24 protein-coding genes and 1 pseudogene are annotated in these 25,866 nt (G+C 40.2%); 18 read left to right on the top strand and 7 right to left on the bottom strand.

The annotated features are described in order from the left end of the window. Positions 1-397 precede the first annotated feature (397 nt). The gene (locus tag AC1TO4_RS05765; protein WP_482104533.1) at positions 398-703 is read right to left on the bottom strand and encodes a monooxygenase; all 306 of its coding nucleotides are present in this window, start codon (positions 701-703) and stop codon (positions 398-400) included. A gap of 169 nt (positions 704-872) precedes the next feature. Here AC1TO4_RS05765 and AC1TO4_RS05760 point away from each other — a divergent pair, with 169 nt between their 5' ends. The 4 genes from AC1TO4_RS05760 to AC1TO4_RS05745 all read left to right on the top strand — a co-directional run bounded on the left by AC1TO4_RS05760 (position 873) and on the right by AC1TO4_RS05745 (position 4,012). Beyond that, positions 873-1,883 carry an AbaSI family restriction endonuclease gene (locus AC1TO4_RS05760; RefSeq protein WP_482104532.1) on the top strand — a complete coding sequence of 337 codons (1,011 nt, stop codon included), beginning with the start codon at positions 873-875 and terminating at the stop codon, positions 1,881-1,883. Between the two features lie 166 nt (positions 1,884-2,049). Further along, positions 2,050-3,033, top strand: a complete 984-nt coding sequence (locus tag AC1TO4_RS05755; RefSeq protein ID WP_482104531.1) for an MBL fold metallo-hydrolase — start codon at positions 2,050-2,052, stop codon at positions 3,031-3,033. A 66-nt stretch (positions 3,034-3,099) separates the two neighbouring features. After that, positions 3,100-3,483 carry a hotdog family protein gene (locus AC1TO4_RS05750; RefSeq protein WP_482104530.1) on the top strand — a complete coding sequence of 128 codons (384 nt, stop codon included), beginning with the start codon at positions 3,100-3,102 and terminating at the stop codon, positions 3,481-3,483. 22 nt (positions 3,484-3,505) lie between these two features. Then, the gene (locus tag AC1TO4_RS05745; RefSeq protein ID WP_482104529.1) at positions 3,506-4,012 is read left to right on the top strand and encodes a GNAT family N-acetyltransferase; all 507 of its coding nucleotides are present in this window, start codon (positions 3,506-3,508) and stop codon (positions 4,010-4,012) included. Between the two features lie 18 nt (positions 4,013-4,030). Here AC1TO4_RS05745 and AC1TO4_RS05740 read toward each other — a convergent pair whose 3' ends face one another. After that, positions 4,031-4,612 carry a protein-L-isoaspartate(D-aspartate) O-methyltransferase gene (locus AC1TO4_RS05740; protein ID WP_482104528.1) on the bottom strand — a complete coding sequence of 194 codons (582 nt, stop codon included), beginning with the start codon at positions 4,610-4,612 and terminating at the stop codon, positions 4,031-4,033. A gap of 182 nt (positions 4,613-4,794) precedes the next feature. Further along, positions 4,795-5,166: a VOC family protein gene (locus tag AC1TO4_RS05735; protein WP_482104527.1), complete on the bottom strand. Its 372-nt coding sequence runs from the start codon at positions 5,164-5,166 to the stop codon at positions 4,795-4,797. A 242-nt stretch (positions 5,167-5,408) separates the two neighbouring features. On the opposite strand from AC1TO4_RS05735, the gene AC1TO4_RS05730 reads away from it, so the two are divergent. The 12 genes and pseudogenes from AC1TO4_RS05730 (at position 5,409) to AC1TO4_RS05675 (ending at position 20,587) form a co-directional block, all read left to right on the top strand. Next, on the top strand, positions 5,409-6,215 hold the full coding sequence (locus AC1TO4_RS05730) for a SurA N-terminal domain-containing protein (protein ID WP_482104526.1): 807 nt from the start codon (positions 5,409-5,411) through the stop codon (positions 6,213-6,215). Between the two features lie 164 nt (positions 6,216-6,379). Then, complete coding sequence (locus AC1TO4_RS05725; protein ID WP_482104525.1) at positions 6,380-7,918, top strand: DEAD/DEAH box helicase; 1,539 nt, start codon at positions 6,380-6,382, stop codon at positions 7,916-7,918. Between the two features lie 26 nt (positions 7,919-7,944). Then, complete coding sequence (locus AC1TO4_RS05720; RefSeq protein WP_482104524.1) at positions 7,945-8,727, top strand: YqhG family protein; 783 nt, start codon at positions 7,945-7,947, stop codon at positions 8,725-8,727. A 73-nt stretch (positions 8,728-8,800) separates the two neighbouring features. Continuing rightward, complete coding sequence (locus tag AC1TO4_RS05715) at positions 8,801-9,322, top strand: hypothetical protein (RefSeq protein WP_482104523.1); 522 nt, start codon at positions 8,801-8,803, stop codon at positions 9,320-9,322. 335 nt (positions 9,323-9,657) lie between these two features. Further along, positions 9,658-11,214, top strand: coding sequence for an ABC-F family ATP-binding cassette domain-containing protein (locus AC1TO4_RS05710; protein WP_482104522.1), 1,557 nt, complete (start codon positions 9,658-9,660; stop codon positions 11,212-11,214). 432 nt (positions 11,215-11,646) lie between these two features. Then, positions 11,647-12,912 carry an allantoate amidohydrolase gene (locus AC1TO4_RS05705; protein WP_482104521.1) on the top strand — a complete coding sequence of 422 codons (1,266 nt, stop codon included), beginning with the start codon at positions 11,647-11,649 and terminating at the stop codon, positions 12,910-12,912. Positions 12,913-12,959: 47 nt separating this feature from the next. Continuing rightward, on the top strand, positions 12,960-14,363 hold the full coding sequence (gene hydA, locus AC1TO4_RS05700; protein WP_482104520.1) for a dihydropyrimidinase: 1,404 nt from the start codon (positions 12,960-12,962) through the stop codon (positions 14,361-14,363). A 9-nt stretch (positions 14,364-14,372) separates the two neighbouring features. After that, the gene (locus AC1TO4_RS05695; RefSeq protein ID WP_482104519.1) at positions 14,373-15,734 is read left to right on the top strand and encodes an NAD(P)-dependent oxidoreductase; all 1,362 of its coding nucleotides are present in this window, start codon (positions 14,373-14,375) and stop codon (positions 15,732-15,734) included. Between the two features lie 12 nt (positions 15,735-15,746). After that, positions 15,747-17,009 carry an NAD-dependent dihydropyrimidine dehydrogenase subunit PreA gene (gene preA, locus AC1TO4_RS05690; protein ID WP_482104518.1) on the top strand — a complete coding sequence of 421 codons (1,263 nt, stop codon included), beginning with the start codon at positions 15,747-15,749 and terminating at the stop codon, positions 17,007-17,009. A gap of 272 nt (positions 17,010-17,281) precedes the next feature. Next, positions 17,282-18,739, top strand: a complete 1,458-nt coding sequence (locus AC1TO4_RS05685) for an NCS1 family transporter (RefSeq protein WP_482104517.1) — start codon at positions 17,282-17,284, stop codon at positions 18,737-18,739. 17 nt (positions 18,740-18,756) lie between these two features. After that, positions 18,757-18,963: a hypothetical protein gene (locus AC1TO4_RS05680; RefSeq protein WP_482104516.1), complete on the top strand. Its 207-nt coding sequence runs from the start codon at positions 18,757-18,759 to the stop codon at positions 18,961-18,963. Between the two features lie 335 nt (positions 18,964-19,298). Beyond that, a pseudogene (locus tag AC1TO4_RS05675) lies at positions 19,299-20,587 on the top strand (MFS transporter). 87 nt (positions 20,588-20,674) lie between these two features. Here AC1TO4_RS05675 and AC1TO4_RS05670 read toward each other — a convergent pair. After that, positions 20,675-21,274, bottom strand: a complete 600-nt coding sequence (locus AC1TO4_RS05670; RefSeq protein WP_482104515.1) for a hypothetical protein — start codon at positions 21,272-21,274, stop codon at positions 20,675-20,677. A 184-nt stretch (positions 21,275-21,458) separates the two neighbouring features. Here AC1TO4_RS05670 and AC1TO4_RS05665 point away from each other — a divergent pair, with 184 nt between their 5' ends. Next, positions 21,459-22,889: a DEAD/DEAH box helicase gene (locus AC1TO4_RS05665; RefSeq protein WP_482104514.1), complete on the top strand. Its 1,431-nt coding sequence runs from the start codon at positions 21,459-21,461 to the stop codon at positions 22,887-22,889. Positions 22,890-23,156: 267 nt separating this feature from the next. Here the strand turns inward: AC1TO4_RS05665 and AC1TO4_RS05660 are convergent, their stop codons facing one another. The 3 genes from AC1TO4_RS05660 to phaQ form a co-directional block, all read right to left on the bottom strand. Then, complete coding sequence (locus tag AC1TO4_RS05660) at positions 23,157-23,561, bottom strand: MaoC family dehydratase (protein WP_482101974.1); 405 nt, start codon at positions 23,559-23,561, stop codon at positions 23,157-23,159. Positions 23,562-23,620: 59 nt separating this feature from the next. Beyond that, positions 23,621-24,163, bottom strand: a complete 543-nt coding sequence (locus AC1TO4_RS05655) for a hypothetical protein (RefSeq protein WP_482104513.1) — start codon at positions 24,161-24,163, stop codon at positions 23,621-23,623. 82 nt (positions 24,164-24,245) lie between these two features. Further along, positions 24,246-24,656, bottom strand: coding sequence for a poly-beta-hydroxybutyrate-responsive repressor (phaQ, locus tag AC1TO4_RS05650; RefSeq protein WP_482101972.1), 411 nt, complete (start codon positions 24,654-24,656; stop codon positions 24,246-24,248). A gap of 747 nt (positions 24,657-25,403) precedes the next feature. On the opposite strand from phaQ, the gene AC1TO4_RS05645 reads away from it, so the two are divergent. Then, entirely contained in the window at positions 25,404-25,844 is a 441-nt protein-coding gene (locus AC1TO4_RS05645) for a polyhydroxyalkanoate biosynthesis repressor PhaR (RefSeq protein ID WP_482101971.1), read from the top strand. The last annotated feature ends 22 nt before the right edge of the window (positions 25,845-25,866 follow it).

Here is a 25,866-nt window from a genome sequence, read left to right as displayed (position 1 = left end):
TTTCTATTACCCCGTAGCTGGCGTTTTCGACGGTGATTAATCAGTGTGCATCTTGCGCTTCCCGTTCATGAATTTGATTCTTCGTCATCATATCCATCACCTCATTTGATACTTAGGAAACACTGTTGATTGGAGCGAGAGCGGCGACTCCTGCGGGAACAGCGCGAGCTGAAGACCCTGCACTGAGCGCAGCGAGGGAAGCGGCTGAAGCCGTGCCCACGGAAAGCGTCCGCTCGCAGCGGAAATCAACTTTTCAGGCTGTATTCCATTGTAAAAGAAAAAAGACTGTAGGCAAACACCAAAATTTCTGGAGTTTGTCTACAGTCTGAAACGCACAAAACTGTGCATTTTTTTGTTTTTACAGTTTACTTTAAAAATGTTATTAGATACTCATCCCTTATTCCAATGGGCCGTGATTGATTGTTGTCAATGCATCATTTGTTTCGAAAATCTTTCCGTTGACATTCGTAATGCCAAAACCATTCAATCGTTTTGTATGTTTGGTTAAATAATTTTCAGCATCTGCTTTGCTTTCGAATAAATAAATACCGCCGGCTTCCTTCGTTTGTTCATTCTCCGTCCAAATCTTCCAAATGAAACCTTTTTCTTCGTTAATGCTATTTGCCAAATCTTTAAACGCACCAACCATTTCTGCACCAAAAGGTCCTTCTTGATAGAAATCAACTTGTAATACATACGCCATTGTGAAACCTCCTTTTAATTGTTGGGGATAAATTTAGTATAGACGAATCGCGCCCATTTATAAATTTTACTGCATTAAAGTATTTACCATTGTTCTTATATATGGTGTTAAACTTATCTAACTTCTAGTGTAAGTCATTACTATAAATAGTCGAAAGTAGGAAGTTATCTTGGATAAGTATCAATTCATAAAAAAACAACTATCTAAAACAAATAAAAAGAATGATGAGAATTATGTTGTTTCACGTATTTGGCATTTAATAAATAATGTAGATGTAAAAATGATTACGCAGCAGTATATTCTTCGGGATTTGGCTACTAAGAGTTATGCACTCGCGGATATCTACTTTCCCCAATTTGGTATTATTGTAGAAGTCGATGAGCCTTATCATCAGACGGGGGAAATGTTGATAAGGGATAAGATACGTCAGAATGATATTGTACAAGCTTTGGATTGTGAAGTGTTCCGAGTTACTGTATCGAATAATATAGTAGAAGTTAATATGCAAGTAGATTCTATTGTATCAAAGATTCATAGGTTGATTGCGGAAGACGGATTTTCACCTTGGGATCTTCAAGCGGAATATAATCCAATTACTTATATACGAAAAGGCTTTATAGATGCCAATGATCATCCTGTATTTAAAACGGTAAGTGATTGCTGTAATTGTTTTGGTGCTGGTTATAATGGGCTTCAACATAGTGGAGCACGCCATAAGTTTCAAAGTGAGATTGACATAAAAGGGTTAAAGTTTTATCCGAATGGGGACTGGAATAATCAGTTGGAAGCGGATGACGAGCATTTTACAGAGTTTAACTTTGACCCGGTGAAAAACCAAGAATATTTAGAAAAACGACTTCACAAACTGCGTCATGAATTAGCTTTATTTGCACATGTGAAAAGTGAGTTGGGTGGTTTCGAGTACGTGTTTAAAGGATTGTATCGATTAGACGTAGAAGAAACGCAGAGAATAGGGAAATTATTTTACAAACGAGTTTCAAAAATAATGCCGACCTATTTTCCGGATAATGTAGAAACACCAGCTGTACTTGCAAAGGCTTTTAATGAAGAAAGAGAAATAGCTCGATTTTATGATGAAACGGTCCGAGCGTTATTTCAGAAAAAGTATCCTGCGTATCAAATAATTAGTAGTGAGGAGTTAGTCTACAAAAATCATTGAAGAATTCAATGGAAGCCCTTCATGCCACATTAAAATAGCTCAATAGTTCCTTATTTTAAATTAAGAAATCCGGAACTATATATCAACTATTCTTTCAATTTGGTATGATGTGTATGATTGACTATTCTAACACTTTTCCAATCGATGAATGTAAGGAGGAGCAGCTGTGAAACAATCCGACATTATCTTTATTGAAAGAAGATTTCCAAGTGCAAATATGATCCTTATCAAGGATAAACTACCAATCCTTATTGATAGTGGTTTTGGAAGTGATGTGAATGAAACTGAGCGATTGATTAAAAAAACAGGTGTATCACCGGAAGAATTGCAACTTATTGTAAACACGCACTATCATAGTGACCATGTGGGTGGCAATTTTCATTTTCAAAAAAAATATGGCGTAACGATTGCCGCGCATAAATGGGAAGCCGATTTAATTAATGTTGCTGACCCTGAAGCTTGCAGTGCGGAATGGTTAGACCAGCCTGTGGAACCTTATCAGGTAGATCGAAAGCTGTCAGATAACGATGAAATTGATACAGGGAGCAGAATCTTAAAGGTCCTCCACACACCTGGGCATACTTTGGGACATATTTCTTTATATGACCCTGAAGAGGAGATATTGATAGCAGGAGATCTTTTTCATCAAAAAGATATTGGCTGGTTAAATATCTTTCGGGAGGGTGTTGCATCGATCCACCGGTCTATGGAGAGTTTGGAACGGTTGTCTAAGATCCCGGTTCGACAGGCATATTCTGGACATGGATCTCAAATAGACGATCCTCAAGCTGCCATTGATGCAGCAAGAAAACGGTTTGATAAGTGGCTCGGCGCGCCTGAAAAAGTTTCATGGCATGCCTGCAAACGGATTTTCTCGTTCACTTTAATTATAAAAGACGGATTGGCTGAAGAGGAGCTCGAAAACTACCTGCTGCAATGCGGTTGGTTTCAGGATTTTGCACGTCACGCTTTCCGTGCCCAACCAAAAGAGTTCGTGGGAATTCTGCTGGATGAGATGCTTCGTTCCGGCGCGGCTGAATGGCAGGATGGAAGATTGATGGCTTCCGCTCCATATCAGGCACCCGATAAGGAATGGATGAACCAGAACATCAAGTTGAAGAATTGGGGATTATCAAAACTTCTTATGTAACTGATAGTGAATTGGAACGAAGTCATGCTTTGGAACTATATAAAAGGACAAAAGGGAGGAATGGAGTTGCTTTTACAAGTAGGGGATATCATTTCATTTGAACGGACGTTCACAAAAGAGGACGTGGAATTATTTACGAAGGTTTCCCGTGATGAAGGAGATCACCATCTAACTCCGGAAGAACAAGGAAGACTCGTTGTTCAGGGTTTATTGACAGCAACTTTGCCGACAAAAGTGGGTGGGGACCATAATGTTTTAGCCCGCAAGATGAATTTCGAGTTTCTGAGACCGGTGTTTACGGAAGATACCATCATCTGTGACGTGGAAATTGAACAATACGAAAAACAGGAAAACAACCGAATCGCCATCACGGCTTCCTTCAGCTGCAAGAATCAAGAGAATAAGGTAGTTTTGACAGGGGGATTTGCAGGAGTCATCCTTACTTCGTAAGTTACTCAAGTGGAAATGAGGAATGGATATGCGATTGGTTAGACCTTCCATTGAATGGGAAAACGAGCATGAAGCTTATATGAATGAATGGGATGAACCTCGGATGACTCCTAGTAGTTTCAATCTCACAGGCTACGAGAGCTATGAAGCTTATTTGGAAGCTCTGCAGATCCGGGAGACTGGGGACGGGAAATGGGTGCCTAGCACGAATTATTTCTTAGTGAATGAAAATAACAGAGTCCTTGCAATGGTTGATATACGGCACGAGCTGACAGGTTATCTGCAGAATGTCGGTGGACATATCGGGTATGGAGTGCGGCCTGCAGCACGAAGAAAAGGACATGCGACAAGGATTCTTGCTGAGGCATTAAAGAAATGTGATGAGTTGGGAATCCGTCGAGTACTGGTAACTTGTAATTATGATAATATTGGATCTGCTAAGACAATTGTAAAGAATGGTGGAGTTGAGGACAAAAGCTTTATTGAAGATGACGGAACGGTAGTTCGACGGTTTTGGATAGAGAGGTAATTGCATAAATGCTGTAACTTATTCATATTTCCCTTTCAGTGGAACAAACCTCACTTCATCCAAAATTGTCGTATGGATTCCTCCACCTTTGTCTTTTTCCAAAAGCAAGAGTTCCTGTAGGAGGGGTGTTCCTACGGGGATGATCATTTTTCCTTCGACAGCAAGTTGATCTATTAACTCGCGTGGCACTTGGGCAGCAGCGGCGGTCACCATAATTCGATCATAAGGAGCGTGCTCGTCCCACCCAGTGCTACCGTCATCTAGCTTAAAATGGACGTTGGTGAAATCAGCTTTCTTCAATCTTTCTTTAGCTTGTCCATGCAAGGCAGCAATCCGTTCAATTGTATAAACGGAGTTTGAGAACGCAGCGAGTAGGGCGGTCTGGTAGCCGGATCCCGTTCCAATTTCAAGCACTTTTGAATGAGACTGCAAATCGAGAGCCAATGTCATTTCGAGTACGAGGGAAGGCTGGGAAATCGTTTGTTCATGGCCGATTGGAATAGCCTCATCCATATAGGCGAATTCTTTGAGCGCATCCATGAAAAAGCCACGGTCCAGTTTTTTGAAATATGTGACGATATCTTGTTTTTGATTGGCCATTGTTCATGCTCCTTCGTATAAATGATTAATCTATGCACGTTAATCATTGCCGACAATGGGGGTTTGTAAACTACATAAGAAAAGTGGTAGTTACTGGTGTTTTTGCTTTTTCTGCGAATCCCCCTAAAACAAAACGACCCACCGTGGTCCGCATTGTAAAGAGGCGTGGTGGGTACTGCTATCTATCTGTGTTGGTCTACAAGAATGGGATTACCATCTGGATCTTCAATTGTAAAACTCGCAGGCCCTGAACTTGATTCATCTGCTTCGGTCAGCATTTCAATTCCTTTTGCTTTAAGTTGTTTTTGAAGATCCCGAATGTCCGTAAACGAATCGAGATTGTTGGCATCTTGGTTCCAGCCTGGATTAAAGGTCAGAATATTTTGATCAAACATTCCTTGGAACAGTCCAATTACGCTACTATCATTCTTCAAAATAAGCCAATTTTGGGTAATATCCCCGCCTGAGACTTGGAATCCTAGGTTTTCGTAAAATGATTTTGATTTATGAATGTCTTTTACACTTAGACTTACAGAGAATGCACCTAGTTTCATTTTCCTTCCCCCTACCTAGTAATTGTGGATAATTAATAATTCGAACAAACTCAGTATAATTGATAACATTAAAATAAACAACATTTACCAAATGTAGTAATCCATCAGTTAGTTACTATACATCTAGGTGACAATTTAGTGTCATGGAGGGATATCGGTTTATCTTTCGACCACTTCTCGTGTAAGATGCTATTTAAGCTTTAATAATTAAGAAGCGAAAGATTTGAAAGGGGTTCAACGATATGAAGTACAAAAAAGTCCTACTTCCATTTATAGCAGGTGCTCTTGCAATTAGTTTAGCTGCCTGCGGTGAAGAAGATAAAGCAGCAAAAGAAGAAACGCCTAAAGAAGAAACAAAACAAGAAGCACCTAAAGAAGAAGAAGCAACTAAAGAACAACAAGAAGCAACTAAAGAACAAGAAGAAGCTGCGGAAGAGATGCAAGCGAAACTAGCTGAACAGCAAGTTGATAAGAAAACGATTGTGGCTGTTGTAAATGAAGAAGAACTGACAGGTGAGGACTATAATACAGCATTGACGGCAATCCAAGGGCAAATGCAACAAATGGGACAAGACCCGTCAAGCAAAGAAGCCGCTGAACAAGTAAAAGCGCAAGTTCTTGAGTCACTTGTGAACCAGACATTGATTCTTCAAAAAGCGCAAGAAGCAAAATTAAAAGCATCTACATCCGAAATTGACAAAGAGTATTCAGTATTTGAAAAGCAATTTGGTGGTAAAAAAGAAATGGAGAAAGCCCTCAAAGCACAAAGCATGGATGTAGAAACATTGAAAGCTCAAATCGCTGAATCCATTATATTTGACAAGTACCTGGAAAAAGTAGCTCCAGCTGGAAAAGTGTCAGAAAAGGAAATTAAAGAATACTATGATCAAGCTGCAGCCACTTCAAAAGAAGCTGGACAAGAGATGCCACCGCTTGAAGAAGTGAGTCAGGAAATCGAAGGAATGATTAATCAAGAACAACAGCAAAAACTGCTTGTTGCTCATGTTGAAGAACTAAAAGCAGCTGCCGATATTGAATTAAAATTGTAAAAGAATTACGTGTGAGACATGAAATGCTTGACCTTCAAGGTTAAGTGTTTCATGTCTTTTTTGTTTTTATAAAAATAAGTGGCATCCATTTCACTTGCAATTCCATTATCATAGGAACTTCAATTTTGGACAACCTACGAACAAAGAAAATAAGGATTGAGGTGATGGAAATGATTTTGGAAAAGTCATCTGCGTGGAAAGAAGGATTTATTGAACGTTTGGAAAATCGGGAAACGTGGGACAACTGGAAATTGTATAAAATGAGTTATGAGATCGCAAAAACGAATTTGATCACTGATTTTCATGGACTTCAATCCCCTAACTATTTGCCCAATCTCACGCCACTTACGCATCAATTGGAAGCGGCGGAAACGGTCATTGAAAGGATGAATGGAAAAGCGATTCTTGCGGATGAAGTGGGGCTCGGTAAAACCATTGAAGCGGGTTTGATCCTGAAAGAATATTTAATAAGAGGTCTCGTGAAGAAAGCGCTAATTTTGGTTCCAGCATCACTTGTCGGTCAGTGGATTGAAGAATTGAATCAAAAATTTCATATTCCCGCCATGCAGTATAAAAAAAATTACGACATGACCCATCTGACAATTGTCGTCATGAGTATGGATATGGCAAAAAGAAGTCCGCACAAAGAAACCATCTATGATCAAGATTTTGATTTGATTATAATTGATGAAGCGCATAAATTAAAAAACCATAAAACGAAAAACTACGAGTTCGCGCAGAATTTAAAGAAAAAGTTTTGTTTGTTATTAACTGCCACACCAATTCAGAATGATGTTTTTGAACTGTTTTACCTCATATCATTATTAAAACCAGGGCATCTAGGTAATTATGAGACGTTTCAATCAGCGTTTTCCGCAAGCAAACACAATGTAGAACACGATGAATATTTAAAAAAACTGGTCAATCAAGTGATGGTGAGAAATAGGAGACAGGATACGGGAATCGAATGGACAAACCGTCATGTTCAAATCATACCCATCGATTTTACGACAGAAGAAAAAGAAGTCTACAACCTGATTTCAGAACTGAAAAATGTTTCCCCTGATTTTTCGGATGCTTTCTCCATGCTTACTCTACAAAGAGAAATGTGCAGCAGTAAGGAAGCTACAGCTTTAACCTTAACTAAAATGCTTGAAAAATGCACTCGACCGGAAGATATTTCTTATCTGGAAAGCATTATTCAAAAATTAATGGCACTGGAAATGAACTCAAAAGCGGAAAAGGCTTATGAAATTATTTCAGAGGCAGATGGTAAGGTTATACTCTTTACCGAATATCGCGGTAGTCAAACCTATTTGCAGTGGTATTTACAATCAAAAGGAATCACTAGCGTCCCATTTAACGGAAAGTTCAGCAAGAGTAAACGAGAATGGATGAAACAACTCTTTAAGGAAAAAGCGCAAGTACTGATTGCGACGGAATCGGGTAGTGAAGGGATAAATCTGCAGTTTTGTCACCATGTCATAAACTATGATTTACCTTGGAACCCCATGAAGTTGGAGCAACGAATTGGACGTGTCCATCGGTTGGGGCAAGAGCATGACGTGCATATTTACAATTTAGCCATTCAAAATACAATTGAAGACCATATATTGGACCTGCTCTACGTTAAAATTGGGGTCTTTGAAAAAGTGGTGGGTGAGTTAGATGATATTTTAACTCCTTTCAAAAAGACCATTTGAAATGAAGGCAGAGAGGGAGGAAGGACATGTATCCACAACAAATTCACGGGTATTTGCGACAATTTTTTAGAGAAAACAATTGTCAAATAGTAAGCGACCATGATCACTACATCAGCGTACAATTAACAATTGAAATGGATAAAAAAATTATGAACCGTCCATTTTACTGGAAATACCTAGAAAGTACGGATGGCGTACCAGATCCAGCACGACTAACATTTATTACTGATAGAAATAAAGTTGTTGAAGATGTAAATGGGGAAGTCATCCACTTCGGCTCCCCTCGACTCAATCAATTGTTCCAAGCAACGAAAGAGCTTGGCTCGTTTGTGCAGATGTATGAAAAGGTATCAGAGAATGATGAAGCGCAAACCGTATTAACACCATGGTTAGGGGTTAATTATAAAGTATCGTATTACAGTGATCAAACGAAAGAGATTCTTTATTCGTTAGGCATTAACTTAATGACAGGTATCCTTAAAGAAGGTTTTCAGGAATCGTTAAGTGAAGTGGAATTGGATTCAAGCATGTCAGGAAATACATTTAATTTACCGTACATTATAAAGCCGATTCGTGCCCTGGAACGGTTGGACGCGGTAATTGAAAATGCCATCCAAACAGATGATCACACATGGGCTGAAGAAGCAAAAATGAGATGGCAAAAGGATAGAGAAGTCTTGGAATACTTCTATGAAGGGATAGAAAACAAACCGGATTGTTACGAGACAGAGAAAGAAGCTATGGATCAACAATACGAAGCGAGAATAAAAGTTGAAATTATCAATGGTGGATTATTTTATTTGAAATGAATTTGTAGTAAAATGATGAAGGAAATAAAGGTGGTTCCTGACCTGATAGATAATGTTTTTTGGAGGACTTCATGTGTATGATCCAACAATTTTTGAAAACTTGAAAGTGGCATTTGAAAATCATGTGTATGATTTAGATAATATAGATCAAAAAATAACAATCACAAACCGGATAGATCGAATGGATTTTTCCGTGCTTGCAAGAGATTTCGCTATTCAATTCACACTAGTCAATCAACCGGCCGTAACAGTGGAGATTGTATTAAAAGCATCAGTAAAAGATTTAGCAGGTGAGATATTAGAACTCCCCGGGGAAAAACTTGGTTGTTCCTTGTCTCTACGATTTAACAAACGCGTACAACATGTATCCTTAGAGTGTAAACAGATTGAGCATGCGCTAACGACTATTTGGGAAACTGAAATCCAGGTAACTCAAACATTGAGTTTCGTGTTTGAACAAGAAACGGCAAGTTACCTGGACAGTATTGAAGTGAAATTCAAGTCTAAAATGAATGAGGACCATATGGGCGATATTGCAGATTTTTTAAAACATGTTTTGACGTCGTTGGAAGTATTGAACCGTATCTCAGGATAATGTGGAACACCAGCGCATTTGTAAGGAAACGAAGCTAGACTCCCTATAGAGTAGATGATATTGACATGGATGCTTCAAGAGAATGATTTGTCCAATCCGTTATATTTTTACAAAAGTAATATCTGGAAAAATATATGTTTCGGATTTCCAAGTACAGTGTAAAAATCAATCGTGAAATTGTTTCTCTTTCATGGTTATTTATTGTGCCGTTATTCCTATAAACCCTTTCCTCATCGGCGAAATCCCTATATAATGGAGAGAATTCGGCATTTCTTAGTTGAAGAAAGTGTTGGAAAGGTAGAACCATACTTAGTGAAAGAAAAGGTGTAATACATATGAGTTTATTGACTGTAACAAATTTAAGCCATGGCTTCGGGGATCGTGCCATTTTTGAAGACGTCTCTTTTCGTCTATTGCAAGGAGAACATATTGGGTTGATTGGTGCAAATGGTGAAGGGAAGTCCACATTCATGAATATCATCACGCGCAAGCTGGAGCCTGATGCGGGAACGGTGAGTTGGGCGAAACGGGTGCGTGTCGGTTATTTGGATCAGCACGTCGCGTTGAAACAGGGTTTGAGCATCCGCGATGTACTGCGAACCGCCTTTCAATATCTTTATGATCAAGAAACGGAAATGAACGCGCTCTTTGCCAAAATGGGCGAGGTTGATGCGGATGAACTGGAAGCGCTTCTGGAAACGACAGGTGAAATACAGGAAGAGCTGTCACACAATGATTTCTACATAATTGATTCTAAAGTGGAAGAAGTGGCGAATGGACTCGGACTTGATGAATTCGGTCTGGATACGGACGTTCATGATTTGAGCGGGGGGCAGCGGACGAAGGTTCTTCTCGGCAAGTTGTTGCTGGAAAAACCGGACATCCTTCTTTTAGATGAGCCGACAAACTATTTAGACATAGAGCATATCGATTGGCTTCGCAGTTATTTACAGAACTACGCGAATGCGTTCATTTTGATATCCCATGATCTTCCGTTTTTGAATAGTGTTATTCAGCTGATTTACCATATGGAAAACCAACAGATCACCCGGTATTCGGGCGATTATGATGAGTTTTTACGTGTGCATGAGATGAAGAAACAGCAAGTGGAATCCGCCTTTAAGAAACAACAGAAAGAAATTGCGCATCTCAAGGACTTCGTGGCCCGTAACAAGGCGAATGCGGCGACAAGTAGAATGGCCATGTCGCGCCAGAAGAAATTGGACAAAATGGATGTCATCGAATTGGACGCGGAAAAGCCGAAGCCGCAATTTAGCTTCAAACTAGCACGGACGCCTGGAAGGTTCCTGTTTGAAACAAAGGAACTCGTCATTGGATATGAGGAACCGTTGTCACAGGAACTGAATCTAACGATGGAACGTGGGCAGAAAATTGCTTTGTCTGGTGCAAATGGGATTGGGAAAACAACGTTATTAAAAAGTATTCTTGGAGAAATCCCTGCACTTTCAGGTTTTGTTGAACGTGGAGAGCATTTGGAAATTGGGTATTTTGAACAGGAAGCAAAAACAGAAAACAACAATACATGTTTGGAAGAGGTATGGGCGGAATTCCCACATTTCACACAATATGAAGTTCGGTCGGCGTTGGCTCGATGCGGATTGACAACGAAACACATTGAAAGCAAGGTGAAAGTGTTAAGCGGCGGAGAGCGTGCGAAAGTACGACTATGTAAATTAATTAATCGGGAGACGAATTTGCTAGTCCTCGATGAACCGACGAATCACCTTGACCATGAAGCGAAAGAGGAATTGAGACGCGCCCTGAAGGAATACAAAGGAAGCATCCTTCTTATTTCCCACGAACCTGAATTTTATGAGGGCGTTGTGACGGACGTTTGGAACGGTGAAAATTGGACGACCAAAATGTTTTAATGATTCGCTTACTTCTCACGGAGTGAACGTTCCCTGTCAAGTTGATAGGGTAAATAATAAAAGTGAATTTAACGGCTTGAGCCCTGTATTCTTAAGGGCTTAAGCCGTTTTTTCATTTCTGAAAGTCCACGATTATTTATCATAGTATTACTTACATAATGGACTACTACAAACTTCTTTACCCATAGGCACACCTGTTGGTAAGAAACCTCATACATCTACTAAAGGGAGTGGAAACCCAATCATAACTTCCTTCTATTACGCATATTTATTGATGTGTTAACACATTTGCTATTAAAAAGGCCATATACATATTGCCTGGTTGGTGGCGTCCATATCTAATAGCAATTTCTTTAATCTACCAAATGCCTTCTATTTTATCATTTTCATAAACAACCACTTTTTAATAACTATGAAAGAGAGGACTTGCATATGTATAAATGTAATAGTAATCGATTGCAGGGGTTAATAGAACAGTTCAGTCAATTTGGCGCAACTGCCAATGGGGGCGTAACTCGTTTGTCCCTTTCAAAAGAGGATGTATTAGCGAGAGACTATTTTTGTGAAATTTGCATTGAGTTAGGCATGGATATTCAAGTAGATGATATGGCAAATATCTATGCGATTCTACCAGGAAAAAAAGATTGCCCGCCAATCGTAATGGGATCACATTTAGATTCGGTTGAAAAAGGTGGCAAGTTTGATGGTGTCTTAGGTATTTTAACAGCAATAGAGGCGATACGAACGTTAAAGGAAAACGACATTGTGCTCGAGGTTCCATTAATGCTTGTGAATTTTACGAATGAAGAAGGTGCGCGCTTCGATCCGGCTATGATGAGTTCCGGTGTCATTGCTTCAAAATTCGATAGAGAAAAAATGTTGCAGTCTTTCGATAAAAATGGCATTACTTTTCAAGAAGCATTACAGGCAAGTGGTTACGCGGGGGAGACAGGAAATCGCTTAACAGAAGCCCTTGCTTATATTGAACTGCATATTGAACAAGGACCGGTATTGGCAGCAAAGCAATGTGAAATTGGTGTGGTCGAAGGCGTTTTAGGCATGGTGTGCTATGAAATTACCGTAACAGGTGAATCAAATCACGCTGGAACAACTCCGATGTCTATGCGTAAAGATCCGATGATTGTGGCGTCTCGTATAATTTCGTCTTTGCATGAGCAGCTGGGCAAAATCGATGAAGAGCTTGTGTTCACATTTGGACGTATGCACGTAGCACCTAATATCCATACAGTCATTCCGAACGAAGTAGTGTTTACCCTAGATTCGCGTCATCAAAATCCAGCAGTGATGCGCCAAGTGGAGAAGCTATTGACAGGATTAGTTTCAGAGGAAAACGGTTGCCATATTCGCTCGGTCAAGCTATGGGGGCGAGAGACGGTATTTTTTGATGCAGCTATTTGCAATGAAGTGGAAAACTCATCTCATGACTTTGGTTATTCCTCCCATCGAATGTTCAGCGGTGCGGGACACGATGCACAATATATCGCGAGCTTTATCCCTTCGGCAATAATCTTTGTTCCAAGTATCAAGGGGAAAAGTCATTGTGAGGAGGAAGAAACGACAATTGAAGACTGTGCAAAAGGGGCAGACGTGTTACTGGAAACCGTGTTGACACTACAAAAGAAGTTTAGCATGGGGGAAAATCAGCCTATCCGGCATGGTGATGGCCCAGAATATTAACAGATGGTGATAAATTTTACATTCATTAATTGAAAGGTGAGGGTAGTGTGAAAAAAGTGATTACAGGTGGACTCATTGTGACAGCAACAGATATGTATGAGGCAGATATATTAATAGAGAATGGGGAAATTGTTCAAATCGGAAAAAATTTATCATCTGATGAAGCGGAAGTTGTAGATGCAACGGGAAAATACGTGATGCCTGGGGGAATTGATCCGCATACGCATTTGGACATGCCGTTCAACAATACGGTGACAGACGATGATTGGAAGTCAGGTACAATCGCGGCTGCATTCGGTGGGACGACGACTATTTTGGATTTTTGCTTATCTGCGGGTGAAGAAAAACTTGCGACGGCTGTGGAAAAGTGGCATGTAAAAGCAAATGGCAATTCAGCCATTGATTACGGTTTCCATTTAATGATTGGTGAATTAACGCCCGAAACAGAGGCCGAATTACCGTTGATACTAGAGCAGGAAGGGATAACGTCTGTCAAGGTGTTCATGGCATACGCGAAAGAATTCCAGGCTTCAGACCGTACGCTGTTCAAAGCCTTTAAAATCGCAAGAGACATGGGCGCAGTTGTCATGGTGCACTGTGAAAATGGCTCGGTCATCGACGAATTAGTAGAGGAGGCGAAGAAAGCTGGTCAGACTGCGCCAATTTATCACGCACTGACGCGTCCCGCAGAATTAGAGGGTGAGGCGACGAAACGGGCCATTGAACTAGCGCATATAGCAGGAGCTAAGCTTTATGTTGTACATGTGACGTGTAAAGAGGCACTAGATGAAATTATAGCAGCGCGTGAAAAGGGCTATGACGTCTACGGGGAAACATGTCCACCATATTTAACGCTCGATCAGTCAGCGTTAGCACAGCCAGGCTTTGAGGGGGCTAAATATGTTTGGTCACCACCACTTCGTCCGAAATTTCATCAAGAGCATTTGTGGAATGCGCTAAAAGCCAAACAACTGCAAACAATTGGCTCGGACCAATGTTCATTTAGCTTTAACGGGAAGAAGCAATTAGGGTTAAACGACTTTTCTAAAATTCCAAATGGTGGACCGTTTATCGAAGATCGTTTCAGCATTTTGTTTTCTGAAGGTGTGGCGAAAGGACGAATTTCCATCAATGACTTTGTCGATATGATTTCGACAAGTGCCGCAAAAATTTTCGGCTTATATCCACGAAAAGGAACGATTGCTATTGGTTCTGACGCGGATATCGTCATTTTTGATCCGACAGTAAAACGTGAAATTTCGGCGAACACTCACCATATGAATGTCGACTACAACCCATATGAGGGCTGGGAAGTGACAGGAGAGCCTATCAGTGTACTTGTGCGTGGTGAATACGTCATTAAAAACAAACGATTTGTAGGAGCATTCGGCAGTGGCCAATATATTAAGCGTGCACTTCAGCCGACGACTGCACAAACAATCAACAAGTAACATCAATCCATGAGGGGGAATATTTCAGTGAGTTCGCAACTCGAACGAAATTTTGTGGAAATGAATAGCAGGATGACTAAAAATGAAGCACTAGAAGAAGCTAATCGCTGTCTGTACTGCTATGACGCACCTTGCATTACAGCTTGTCCGACAAGTATTCAAATTCCGAATTTCATTAAAAAAATTGCTTCTAATAATATGAAAGGTTCAGCTATGACGATTATGGAGGCCAATCCGGTTGGTGCAAGTTGTGCGCGAGTATGTCCGACCGAGGAATTATGTGAAGGGGCATGTGTGTTAAATTCCTCAACAAAGCCTATTAAAATCGGGCACTTGCAACGTTATGCAACAGATTGGGCGATGGAATCAGACGTCGAGCTATTTGAGAAAGGTCAAAAAAATGGACAAAAGGTAGCAATTGTTGGAGCTGGTCCAGCTGGCTTATCGGCAGCGCGTGAGCTTAGTCGCTTCGGCTACAGTGTCACAATATTTGAAGCAGAAGCAAAGGCGGGCGGTTTGGGCAGCTACGGCATCGTGTCATTTCGGTTACCGAATGATGTCGTGGATTGGGAAGTGGCGCAAGTTGTAAAGCTTGGTGTGGACATTAAAACAAACACAACAGTAGGCGTGGATATTGCTGCTGAGGAAATTTTAGCGCAATTTGACAGCGTTATTTTAGCGGTTGGTATGGGGGCCGTGCCTAATCTCGGCATTAAAGGTGAGGAACTAGATGGCGTTCATGATGCCATTGACTTTGTAAAGCACACTAAAATGGGCGCACTGACAGAAGACTTAGTCGGTAAACGTGTTGCGGTTATTGGTGCTGGTAATACAGCTATCGATGGTGCAACATGTGCTGTGCGACTAGGTGCGGAGCAAGTGGACATTCTTTATAGAAGAACAGAAAAAGAGATGACTGCCTACCAATTTGAATATGAATTTGCCAAGCAAGATGGCATTGGATTTAAATGGCTGACAGCGCCGCAACAAATTATCGGTGATAAGGCAGGGAAAGTAGTTGGACTTGAATGTGTCAAGATGAAGCTTGGAGTGGCGGATGCAGACGGCAGACAACGACCTGAAGTCATTAAAGGATCTGAGTTTGTTATAGAGGTGGACGCGGTCATTAAAGCAATTGGACAAACGCGCTTTGTCTCGCTCATTGAAACTTTTGGATTGCAGCATACGAACGGAGTAGTAGATATTGACGAAACAACTATGCAAACATCGAATGACAAAGTGTTTGCCTGTGGAGATGTCGTGTTCGGCAATGGTCAAGGGGAAGCAATGGTGGTAACAGCTGCGCAGCAAGGTAAAGATGCTGCTTACATCATTCATGAGCGTTTAAGAAAACCGAGCGAGATCGCATAGGGGGAATGTAGCATGGCAGACTTACGAATTGACTTTGCGGGGATTAAATCACCGAATCCATTTTGGTTAGCATCGGCACCACCAACTAATTCGGGCTATCAAGTGCAACGTGCATTTGAAGCGGGCTGGGGTGGCGCAGTTTGGAAAACATTGGGCGAACCAATTTTAAATGTTTCATCGCGCTTTGCGGCTGTCAGCTTTAACGGACAGAGAGTAGCGGGCTTTAATAATATTGAGCTCATTACGGATCGTCCGTTAGAGGTTAATCTACAGGAAATTCTTGAAACGAAAAAGAGGTTTCCTAATCATGCCATTATCGCTTCATTAATGGTAGAGCCGCAGCAGGAAAAATGGCATGAGATTGTCAAAAAAGTAGAAGCTGTGGGGGTTGATGGTCTTGAGCTTAATTTTGGTTGTCCACATGGAATGGCAGAACGAGGAATGGGGTCTGCCTCTGGTCAAGTCCCTGAATTGGTTGAAAAGCAAACGCACTGGGTGAAGGAAGTTGCACGTACACCAGTTATCGTCAAGCTAACGCCAAATATTACGGATATTACGATGACGGCAGAAGCGGCAGTGCGTGGCGGAGCAGATGCCGTTAGTATGATTAATACAATTAACAGCTTAGCAGGTGTCGATTTAGATTCATGGAATACGGTGCCGCATGTTGGTGGGAAAGGGGCACATGGCGGATATTGTGGGCCTGCTGTCAAGCCAATTGCACTAAATATGGTCGCAGAATGTGCACGAAATCCTTTCGTTAATGTACCAATTTCAGGCATTGGTGGGATTTCAAACTGGCAGGATGCTGCGGAATTTATGCTGATGGGTGCAACAGGCGTACAAGTTTGTACAGCAGCAATGCACCACGGATTTAGCATTGTCGAAGATATGATTGACGGACTTAATAATTATCTGGATGACAAAGGAATTGCCTCGGTCATGGGTATAGTCGGTCAGTCGGTCCAACGTTATTCTGACTGGGGTGACTTAGATTTAAACTACAAAGTTGTTGCAGAAATTAATAATGATGTTTGTATTAATTGCAATAAATGCCATATTGCGTGTGAAGATACGTCACATCAATGTATTGACCTGTACACAGAGAGTGGTCGTCCGATGCTCAAGGTACGTGAACAAGATTGTGTAGGCTGTAATTTATGTGCGATTGTGTGCCCAGTAGACGGTGCAATTTCGATGGTCGAAAGAAAGTCCTCTATTACGCCAATGACTTGGAACGAACGTCAATCACTTATTAGCAATTTTGCAAGATGAAGAAAGTAGGGTGGATTACCGAGGGTCTCATCTAGGATACTAATCCCAGGAGTATAAAAAGAGGTCAATAGTTTGTTTAAAGATAAGAAAGTAAACACTTTTAGACTTGGGGCAGTGTCTAGACTCCAGGCGCAAGCCGCTCGGGTCATAAGCAATCCAGCTATGTGGCAAAGACCGCCACGTCGCTGAATCGACTTATGCCTGTCGCGTCTTAAACAGCGCCTTCCGCTTTTCTTTGTTAACTGGAAATCTAATATAAGGGAGAGGCATGAATGGCGAATGGTGGGAATTATTTAAAATCACCAGATTTACTTCCAGTGACACATCAAAAAAGAAATATCGGGACGTTTGGTTTTTCAGTGATTTGGGTAGGAATGGCCATCGTTTTAGCCGCCTTTGCAATTGGCGGAACAGGTATAATGAGTTTGTCATTGCCGATGGTAATTTTAGCGACAATGATAGGTTCCGTATTAATCGGCGTATTTATGACGTTAATTGGTGATATTGGTATTGAACATGGCTTGTCCTTCCCGGTTTATATGCGTGCCCCATTCGGTACAATTGGCACGCATTTACCATCGCTCGTTCGTGGGGTGACGGCTGCTTGTTGGTTCGGTATTAACACCTATTTTGGCGCAATGGCCATCAATGGGATTTTGAATTTATTATTCGGCTTTAATAATTGGTTTTTATGTTTCCTTGTTTTTGCGGCATTACAGTTATTTAACACATCGCTCGGCATTAAATCCATTGAGCGCTTTGCGGATTTTGCGGCGCCGATTATTATTTTAATATCGTGCTGGATGTACATTACGCTTGCCGATCACGCAACGGCTTCAGGGAAAGACGTGTGGACTTGGGTGGAATCGCCGACGACAGGGATGGCAGCTTTTACAGCATTCATGGTCTTGATTATGGCGAACATGGGATTCTGGGCAACGTTAGCAGCTGATATGCCATCACTATCACGTTTCTTTAAAGCGCCAAAAAATGAACGCAATTGGTTCAAGCGCAATAAAACACAGTTAGTAGGCTCTTTAATCGTAATGCCGATTACGAATACATTTATCGTAGCCATAGGTGCAGTGTGTTATATGGCCGTGGCATCTGCTGATCCGATAAATGCCTTGCAGCAAAGTGCAAGTGGATTTGTGTTAGGAATTTTATTGCTGATGATTGTGTTAGCGCAATGGTCGACAAATACATCTGCAAACGTTATTCCTGCGGCAACGATTTTCTCGAACATTGGTGGACCAAAAGTGCCGTTCTGGGTCGGGGTTATTGTCACAGGGGTTATTGGGACTTTGGCACAACCTTGGAGCTTATTTGACGTCTTAGTGAATGCGCTATTAATCATTGGCGGTATTTTAACAGCAATAGTGGGGATATTATTCGCCGATTATTATTTAATCCGTAAACGTCGTGTGAACGTAAAAGATCTGTACGAGTTAGACGGTCAATATAAATATATGAATGGCTTTAACTTAGCGGGGTTAATCGCTTGGGTGATTGGTGGTGTCGTAGCGAATATGTTCCTAACGTATTCTTCTTTAGTGGGCTTTATCGTGGGGGCACTTGTGTATTATGTCTTGGCGAAATATTGGTGGTTCAAAAAGTACCCGCAAGCCGAACTAGACGATCCTAGTGACGCCAAGTATTTAGGTATTACAGTTGGTCACGATTGGGACGATATCGCCGTGCAAAAAATCGAAGAAAAAAGTGCTAAATAGAAAAGCGAGGTATGTGTATGTCGGATCATTTACTAAGCATGGATGAAATGAAACAAGTAGATGACTATTTAGACAGGGGCTTTAAAGTCCATTATGTGTATGAAAATTTAAGCGGGATGTTTGTCGAGTTTGAAAGACAGGAAGAAGAAGTCTGTTTGCAGATTCTTACCGCCGAAGCGCGTAAATATCTTTCCTCAAAGCTGCAAGAACAAACGTTGTTGTAAGAAGATTTATCAGTTTAATAAGAAGTGGTGAAAACTCTATTCTATTACAAATTAGAATAGAGTTTTAATGTTGTACTTTTATCTTTATTAGCAAGGGTTTGAACTATTTAAAAGTATCAATTTTGCAAGAAGTGCAGAGGTTTATTTGTAGGGGAAATCAAGTGTTAGATTCAGTTTTGAAGAATATATGCCTGAACTGTAAATAGGTAATTTGTTAGACAAGTTCCTAACGGGTGTTGGGAGTGTTAAAATATAGGCACGGATAGTATGTTAGTTGACAAGCCTTAAGTTTGGTCGTAATGATTTCTTTGAGTTGGAAGAGGAGGCATTTCCAAATGAGAAAAAAAGACTCGTTAAAGCTAGCAAACTATGTAAAATCAATTGAAGCACAACAAAAGCTCTATAAGCGGTCATTAATCGTTGTCGTGATGTCTCAAAAATATTTGGTGGGGCGGGACTTGCAGCTGGTATTACTGTGGGCGCACTCATTGCCAGGGATATGTTAGGCACCGCAAGCTTTGCGGGATTGCCGGCTGCCTTGTTTACGCTAGGTTCAGCGCTTGCTGCATTCTTAGTGGGCAGAATTTCACAGCGATTCGGTCGTCGATATGGATTGTCACTTGGGTTCATCACAGGTGGGATCGGGGCAATGGGTGTCATACTCGCTACAACAAATGACAATGTGTTATTATTGTTCATTTCGTTGTTCATCTATGGAGCAGGAACATCAACGAATTTACAGGCGCGTTATGCAGGAACAGACTTGGCAAGTGATAAGCAACGTGGGACCGCCATTAGTATCGCAATGGTTTCAACGACTATTGGTGCAGTGGCAGGTCCGAATTTAGTGACACCGATGGGGAACTTTGCAATGACGCTAGGTATACCAGCTTTAGCAGGGCCGTTTATATTAGCAGCGGCTGCGTACTGGGTAGCTGGAATAACATTGTTTCTCTATTTGCGTCCTGATCCATTTTTGGTTGCAAGAGCAATTGCTGTAATGCAGGAAATACAAATTAAATCAAACAGCGCAGAAGTAAATAAAACACGACAAAGTGAAATAAACAGAATCGGTATTTTTGTCGGCACAATGGTTCTCGTCTTGTCTCATCTCGTTATGGTTGCGATTATGACAATGACACCCATTCATATGCAAAATCATGGGTCTGGACTGACAGTCGTTGGAATGGTGATTAGTCTACATATTGCCGCGATGTATTTGCCGTCGCTTGGTACAGGTCTATTAGTCGATAAAGTTGGCCGTACGGTTATGGTCATTGCTTCGGGTGTCACGTTATCAATTGCAGGCTTAATAGCAGCCTTTGCTCCTGGCGATTCCCTCGTCTGGTTGACGATTGCATTGATAGTGCTTGGCCTTGGTTGGAATTTTGGCTTAATCAGTGGAACAGCGATCATCATCGATTCTACGGATATGAACACACGTGCAAAAACACAAGGTTCTGTTGATGTATGGGTTGCTTTAGCTGGAACAGCAGGAAGTATAGTGTCAGGTATTATTGTAGCCAACTCAAGCTATGCCGTTTTAGGCTTGCTTGGTATGTATCTCGCATTGTTGTTAATCCCACTTATTGTTTGGAAACGGTTTAAAGATAGACAAGAATAATAGTGAATGGAGAAGGTTTCGTTTGTCTAACCTATGTTTGAAGTTGAATGGTACCTTAACTTAATAATAAATAGCAGCTATATTCATTCATCCATTTCCTTCTTCTTTAAATCTTGAATTTCCTCTTTCAACGGTTTCCTGTCTATTTTTCATTTCTATTTGATATTGCTCTTCTACATCACTTGTCGCGGGAATAAAAGGTTCATCATTGTAGTCGGTACGTTTACCATATCGCAGCATTTCATAAATGATCATTCCGTTATTGGGCTTCCCATTTACGGTTATCATAGGAATAATGTCAAAAAGTAAATAATAGAAGGCATAGAAAACAAACCGATCCCAAAAAGTTTTGTATTCTTGAAGCATTCCGTTAGCTAGAAGAGCATTGATAGTGACAGCAAGTACGAGATTGAATATAATCGGACTTGCGTAAATACATATATATGCAAATTTACTATTCTTTTTTAACGAGTCGTAGGAAAACCAACTATACACATGATAATATTTGCGTACGTCGAAAACGCCTATCTTGAAAATCCGAGGGCCAGATCCAATCGTCAGTCTTGGGTTCTTAACCCTGAAAATAGCGCTAACGATAAGGTAACCGAGTTCCCTTAAAAATATAACAACCGGTAAGATTATAAATCCTGATATAATTAAGGAGACTAAATCTGCAAGTCCAAACATATTTCTATTTCCCTCCTATTAAACAAACCACATCTTGTAAAATACCCATTGAAGAGGAAATCGAATCCTTTATCTAGGGAATTCGAATTTAGCTACATCATTTCGTGAAGTGGTCCGTGGAAATCAATGGATAAGGACAAACGAATAATTAGGTTAAGTCAAATCATAAAAAGAGGTTATTAACATGAATGAAATTAGTTTTGAAGATTTTAACTTAAGTGATGAAATAAAAAGAGCACTGATTCTATTAAAATACGAAGCCCCCACAGAGGTTCAAAGTGAAGTGATACCAAAAGCATTGAAAAGTCAGGATCTCGTTGTGAAGTCTCAAACGGGTAGTGGCAAGACAGCTTCTTTTGGAATTCCACTTTGTGAAATGATTGAATGGGAAGGAGAAAACCCGCAGGCATTAGTTCTGACACCTACTCGCGAACTTGCTGTTCAAGTTCGCGAGGATTTAGCAGATATCGGACGATTTAAAAGAATTAAATCTTTGGCAGTTTACGGCAAAGAATCATTTACAATACAGGCTGAAGAGCTAGAACAAAAAACACATATCGTCGTCGGTACACCTGGGCGTGTGTTGGATCATATTAATAGAGAAACATTAATCTTAAATGATATAAACTATCTCATTATAGACGAAGCCGATGAGATGCTTTCCATGGGTTTTATCAACTTGGTAGAAACAATATTGAATAGGCTCCCCTCAAATAGAGTAACGATGGTATTTTCCGCTACATTGCCTAAGGGTGTTGAAAATCTTTGCCATAAATATATGGAAAATCCTAAAACCATTCAAATTGCTTCTGCAGGAACTACAACTAGCACGATTGAACATCATGTTATAGAAGTGAAAGAAGCGGGGAAAATAGCATTGCTTAAAAACGTTACACTTGTTGAAAATCCTGCTAGCTGTATAATCTTTTGCAAAACTAAAAAACATGTCGATACGGTGTTTGCAGAACTAGAGAAATCCAACTATTCTTGTGAAAAAATACATGGTGGAGTCGTACAAGAAAATCGATTTTCGGTGATGGAAGGCTTCAAAATGGGGAATTTCCGTTATCTTGTGGCGACTGACGTAGCTGCAAGGGGAATCGATGTAGATAATATAACACTTGTGATCAACTACGATGTCCCTTTGGAAAAAGAGAGCTATGTTCACCGAACAGGCAGAACCGGTCGTGCGGGTAAGAAAGGTAAAGCGATTACCTTTGCAACTCCTAATGAAGGTAAACTCCTAACAGTAATTGAACAATATATTGGCTTTGAGATACCACGAATGATAGTTCCGAAACAACGTGAAGTAGCACCAAGAAAAAATGCTTTATCGTCAAATCACGCAAATCAAAAAACAGTACCAAAAAACAAAAGCATCACGAAACTTCATTTTAGCGGTGGAAAAAAGAAGAAACTTCGCGCTGTGGATTTCGTAGGAACGATTGCGAAAATACCTGGAGTAACAGCGGATGATATTGGTATTATCAGCATTCAGGATAGTTTGACGTATGTCGATATTCATAATGGAAAAGGCTCAATTGTCTTGTTGGCAATGGAAGAGTTAACTATCAAAGGGAAGAAGCTTAAAGTGAGTAAGGCGAAGAATACTTGAAGGTCATGGGGAAAAGTATGGAAATTATAGGGCTAATCAAAATGTAGTTAACTAGTGGACACTTAACAATCTTCCAAATACATGCAGCAAAACGCGCTTACCTAATAAAAATAGAACGTAAAACATACTTAGGCAGTATGTTTTACGTTCTACTATCTCTTAGTATTGCTTCGAACCAATAGCTTCAAGTCGAAAAAGTGAGGGAGATTGAACTGCCAGGACGCCATGTTCCTTGAATGGCGTCCTTTTGTTCGACAAAATAGCATATCACTTCATAACGATGGCTTCACCATCAATGACAATTTCATCATGTTGGTTTTTTACAATTGTACGAAGTCTGATAATATTTTTTGAATCTCTCTTCTCTAACACTTCAACTTCCGCATTGACAGTATCACCAATTTTAACGGGAGCTTTGAATTGAAGATTTTGTGATAAGTAAATGGTGTCTGGACCCGGTAATTTCATCGCTAGCACTGATGAAATAAATCCAGCCGTTAAAATGCCGTGTGCGATGCGTTCTTTGAAGACTGTCTTTTTCGCATATTCATCGTCAATATGCAAAGGATTGAAGTCTCCTGTAATTCCGGCAAATTGGTAAATATCAGATTCAGAAATGGTTTTGGAGAAGTTTGCCTTATCACCGATTTTTAATTCATCATAGGTTGGCATTACCTAACTCCTCCTAGTAAACCTGAATTTCAGTTGCAGGTAGTTCAAATTTTTGGATATTAAATAGATGGTAGGAGTCCTTTTTGCGATTCTTTTATTTGCTCAGTTAATTTCTCAACTGTTTTCAATGCTTCAGAACGCACTTGTTGTTGTTGCTTCAATGCTTCTTTCACATTAGATTCCAACTGGTCTTGAGATTTCGAAACAAAGTCCAACATGATCTTGCTAGGGTTCCAAGAAAGAGCTTGAACCGAATTGTTAATCTCCTCAATTTGGTTTATCCAAGTGGAAACAGGTGATCCGACTTGATTTATCTCAATCGTTTTTAAAGTATTTTGCAAACTTTCTTTTACTTCTGCAGTTATCTTATTAGCCTCTTCTTCTAGCTTGCTCAGTGTTCCGCGTGTAGAATTTAACACTTCTTTTTGACTATCGATTGCCTGTAATGACTTTTCATCAATTTCAGTTTGGAATCCTTGAAGTGTTTTAAAACTATTCAACCAGCCATTCCAGATAGAATCGATAGCATTAGGTGATTGTACCTCGTTAAGTGAATTTACCGCAACAAGTGAATTTTGAGCTTCTGTTAATTTCTTCGTCATAAATAATTCCCCCTTTTTAGTATAAACGTGAAACATAGAACCCTATATGGTTGCATGCAACGAATGTGCATTGGACCCTCTTTTAATTCTCCTTATCTGTGTCTTTCGAAGGCGACATGAAAGGAGTGAAAAATGGATTGTATAAAGTGAAAAACTGATCTAGCATTTTTTGGTAATGCCCAAGCGAACCTGCCCAAACCTCTAAATATTGCTCACCGGCTGCTGTAATCGAATAAATACGTTTTGCTGGTCCACCGGATGTCGTATCCCAAACTGATGTGACCATCTCATCTTTTTCAAGTTGTCGTAGAATCCGATAAAGGTTCCCTTGATCAACTGAATCGAACCCGAATTGCGTAATCTTTTGCATCAATTCATAGCCATGTGAATTCCAATCGCGTAGATGTAATAGCATGATTGGAATTAGGAAGTTTTTTGGAGTTCCTAAATTGGTAGTTTTGTCATTCTTGGATGTCCCCTGATTTGAATCCACCGTTTATCACCTCCAATCACAGTAAATGTCTATAGATGTAATTTACACCTATATGTTTATTTTGTCAAACATGAATATTGGAAAAATATAAAATCGGGTACGTAAAGAATGTTATTACAAAGTTGAATTAACAATTTACTAATATAAAACTTTGGTAAGTAGGGATTGAAGAATGCAATTTCCACTGTACTAATTCCGGCCCGCTTTCGGCGAATTAATCATGACACTTTAACGGAGGGGTAAGTCTGTTGTAATTAATCGTCTGTCGCATTCCTCCAATATTCTAGTGAAAATACAGTTGCTCTGAAAGAAACAAGTAGATTAGCTTCTATACAGAGCGGAAGTGCTCGAAAATAATTTAGAAGTCGTTAAGTCCAAAGTGATCCAAAAAAGCTTATACACGTAGTGCCCAGTGTATGATTAAGATATTCACTGGTTATTTCTGGTTTATTGTATAGAAGTAAAAAAATCTCAACTAAATTATTGTCTTACGCATATGTATGAGCCAACACTCATACATTGGTAAAGTCGTCAAGAAGTGAAACGGAGCTTAACTTTCATTTTGTAAGAACGTGATAAAACCCTATCTTATCGCGTTATATGTCGAATTGTGTTGAATAACCGAGTAGAAGTGAGAATAGATAGCCCTTTCTGATTATTCATTTAAAAATCGTCAATCAGTATAATTATGTACAGGGGGTCAGTTGGTACTTGCTGAGCTTATTACTTAAAAGGAGATGAAGTTTATTGTCACAAACATTGCCACTAGATCCGTTTAAAATGTGGAAAAACATTTACGAACAAACAGAGGCGAACTGGAACGAAGCAATCCAAGAATCGTTGAAGAAGGAATCTTTCTCTGAAGGAATGGGAGAGACCCTAAACTACTACCTGCAATTTCAGGAGTATTCAAATGAGGCGACTGAGTCTTATTTGAAACAAATGAATATGCCTACGCGAGCAGAACTTGCGGATGTTGCATCTCTCGTCATTAATTTAGAAGGCAAAGTTGACAATCTTGAAGATAAATTCGAAGAAGAATTAGGTAAATTAGATGCGACAAAAGAAATTAGTCAGTTAAGAAGGTCTGTCCTAAACTTGGAGAGAAAACTGGATAAAGTTCTTGAGGTGCTTGAAGGTATAGAGAAAGAAAAAACGGTGGTCGCACCGAAAGAGTTGAAAAAGTAATAGTAGATTTGTTCAATTTAAG

The sequence above is a fragment of the Sporosarcina sp. Y838 genome (genome assembly GCF_056786515.1).
This window is presented reverse-complemented; position numbering and strand designations above follow the sequence as displayed.

Coding starts and splice junctions, on each gene's coding strand:
- AC1TO4_RS05745 (WP_482104529.1), top strand. CDS start 3,506: ATGGATATGCGATTGGTTAGACCTTCCATTGAATGGGAAAACGAGCAT.
- AC1TO4_RS05685 (WP_482104517.1), top strand. CDS start 17,282: ATGGCGAATGGTGGGAATTATTTAAAATCACCAGATTTACTTCCAGTG.
- AC1TO4_RS05730 (WP_482104526.1), top strand. CDS start 5,409: ATGAAGTACAAAAAAGTCCTACTTCCATTTATAGCAGGTGCTCTTGCA.
- AC1TO4_RS05660 (WP_482101974.1), bottom strand. CDS start 23,561: ATGCCAACCTATGATGAATTAAAAATCGGTGATAAGGCAAACTTCTCC.
- preA (WP_482104518.1), top strand. CDS start 15,747: ATGGCAGACTTACGAATTGACTTTGCGGGGATTAAATCACCGAATCCA.
- AC1TO4_RS05725 (WP_482104525.1), top strand. CDS start 6,380: ATGGAAATGATTTTGGAAAAGTCATCTGCGTGGAAAGAAGGATTTATT.
- AC1TO4_RS05765 (WP_482104533.1), bottom strand. CDS start 703: ATGGCGTATGTATTACAAGTTGATTTCTATCAAGAAGGACCTTTTGGT.
- AC1TO4_RS05740 (WP_482104528.1), bottom strand. CDS start 4,612: ATGGCCAATCAAAAACAAGATATCGTCACATATTTCAAAAAACTGGAC.
- AC1TO4_RS05705 (WP_482104521.1), top strand. CDS start 11,647: ATGTATAAATGTAATAGTAATCGATTGCAGGGGTTAATAGAACAGTTC.
- AC1TO4_RS05665 (WP_482104514.1), top strand. CDS start 21,459: ATGAATGAAATTAGTTTTGAAGATTTTAACTTAAGTGATGAAATAAAA.
- AC1TO4_RS05735 (WP_482104527.1), bottom strand. CDS start 5,166: ATGAAACTAGGTGCATTCTCTGTAAGTCTAAGTGTAAAAGACATTCAT.
- AC1TO4_RS05670 (WP_482104515.1), bottom strand. CDS start 21,274: ATGTTTGGACTTGCAGATTTAGTCTCCTTAATTATATCAGGATTTATA.
- AC1TO4_RS05680 (WP_482104516.1), top strand. CDS start 18,757: ATGTCGGATCATTTACTAAGCATGGATGAAATGAAACAAGTAGATGAC.
- AC1TO4_RS05655 (WP_482104513.1), bottom strand. CDS start 24,163: ATGACGAAGAAATTAACAGAAGCTCAAAATTCACTTGTTGCGGTAAAT.
- AC1TO4_RS05695 (WP_482104519.1), top strand. CDS start 14,373: ATGAGGGGGAATATTTCAGTGAGTTCGCAACTCGAACGAAATTTTGTG.
- AC1TO4_RS05710 (WP_482104522.1), top strand. CDS start 9,658: ATGAGTTTATTGACTGTAACAAATTTAAGCCATGGCTTCGGGGATCGT.
- AC1TO4_RS05720 (WP_482104524.1), top strand. CDS start 7,945: ATGTATCCACAACAAATTCACGGGTATTTGCGACAATTTTTTAGAGAA.